A 1,980-nucleotide genomic window follows, 5' to 3' on the forward strand; every position below is an offset into this window, starting at 1 on the left:
TCCCGACCCGGACAATCCCGAGGTGATCGTCCAGGGTTCCATTCGTGGTCGCAACGAGAATGGCGATCGATTGGTCACTCTGTTCCTGGTGAACGGTCAGGAGGCACTAGACACCAACAAGGACAGTGCCTGGTTGTTCCAGCCAGAACTGATCGTTCGTACCACCAGTGAGAATGAAGAACGCGCCATCTTCAGGCGTCGGTCAGTTCCCAATGAGAAGATCGAACCGGAGCGTGCCGCCCTGGAGATGGTCTATCGCAAGCAGGTCGAGTTCGGCGTGGGGCACGGGGTGGCGGTTCACAGTGAGGCCAGCCCGGACAATCTGGAGTGGGCCACCGAGATACGTTCGGTGATCATGCCGCAGTATGAAGTACCAGTGACCGAGACGCCGGGGCTAGACCCACGGGATCGGCCGGCGATGCGCGAGATGATCGAGAAAGGGTATCTCGACATGGATCTGCTCGCTGGTATGGAGCGAAAGGAACTCGTGGACGCATTGTCCATTCTCGTCGACGACTACGCTGCCTGGATCGACGAGCAGCGTGCACGGGTCGGGAGTGACGTGATGGGGCACGATGATCAAGCCTGTGTTGCCATGGATCGTTGTGAGGAGATACTCCAGCGTCTGCGGGAAGGGCTCGGTGTCCTTGGTGACGAGACCGATGAAACGGCATTGCGTGCCTTTCGTTTGGCCAATCGAGCCATGGCTCGACAGCGTATCCACAGTATCTATGCCTTGGCGCATCGACGGGGTGAGAAGCGGCAGCTAAAGGATTACGACGAGCGTAAGAATCGATCCTGGCGCCCCTTCCAGTTGGCCTTCGTGCTGTTGTCCATCCCATCTCTGGCCGATCCTCTGCACAAGGATCGAACCCGGCCCATCGAGGCCTATGCCGATCTCATCTGGTTTCCGACCGGTGGTGGTAAGACCGAGGCCTACCTGGGTGTGGCTGCCTTCACCATGTTCATTCGGCGCTTGCAGGGGAACCTGGGCGGATACGACAGCAGTCGTGGCCTGGCGGTGATCATGCGCTACACCTTGCGTCTGCTGACCTTGCAACAGTTCCAGCGCGCCACGGCCCTGATCTGTGCCATGGAGGTACTGCGGCGTGAGGCACTCGACAGAGGTGACGAGTCGCTGGGTACTTCACCTTTCACTATCGGCCTCTGGGTGGGCAACCGGGTGACGCCGGGCACCACGGAGGACAGCCACCGGGCCATCGAGGATTTTCGTGACCCCAGCAAGTGGAATGCGGGCAGTTCGTCGCCCGCTCAGCTCACCAGCTGTCCCTGGTGTGGCACCGAAGTCGATCCCGGCAAGGACATCGAAGTGGACAAGGCCCGACTCAGAACGTCCATCTTCTGCGGCAACAGACGCTGTGAGTTCTCGCGTGGGCGATCGTCCGATCAGGCTCACCCCGGGATTCCTGCGGTGGTGGTGGACGAGGAGATCTATCATCGGCCTCCCAGTATGATGATTGCCACCGTGGACAAGTTTGCCATGATGGCTTGGCGAGGTGAGACTCGAACCTTGTTCGGTATCGCCACCGGGGAGTGCCCTCGACACGGTCTGCTCTGGCCAGAGGCGAGCTGTGCCGGCAATCACCGAGCCGACACGAAGCATGGATTGCCAAAGACCAAGGTAGAGAACATATCACCCATTCGTCCACCCGATCTCATCATCCAGGACGAATTCCACTTGATCAGCGGGCCGTTGGGAACCATGGTGGGTCTCTATGAGACGGCAGTGGACGAACTCTGCACCTGGAAGCTGGGTGATCAGGAGATCGCACCCAAGATCGTCGCTTCGACGGCGACGGTGCGTAAGGCCGGGGCTCAGGTGCACAACGTGTTCATGCGCCGTGTGTCCATATTCCCGCCCCATGGGCTGGATATCGAGGACAACTTCTTCTCCGTCCAGCGTTCCATAGCGGATCGGCCCGGGCGCCGCTATCTGGGGGTCTGTTCGCCGGGCAGCTC

Annotated in this window: 1 pseudogene; it reads left to right on the top strand. The window is 60.1% G+C overall.

The features are described from left to right. A pseudogene (locus ACOCD2_RS17960) lies at nucleotides 1–1,980 on the top strand (helicase); the annotation flags it as partial.

It is taken from the genome of Thiolapillus sp., from assembly GCF_048562965.1.
Taxonomy (GTDB): Bacteria; Pseudomonadota; Gammaproteobacteria; order Chromatiales; family Chromatiaceae; genus Thiolapillus; species Thiolapillus brandeum_A.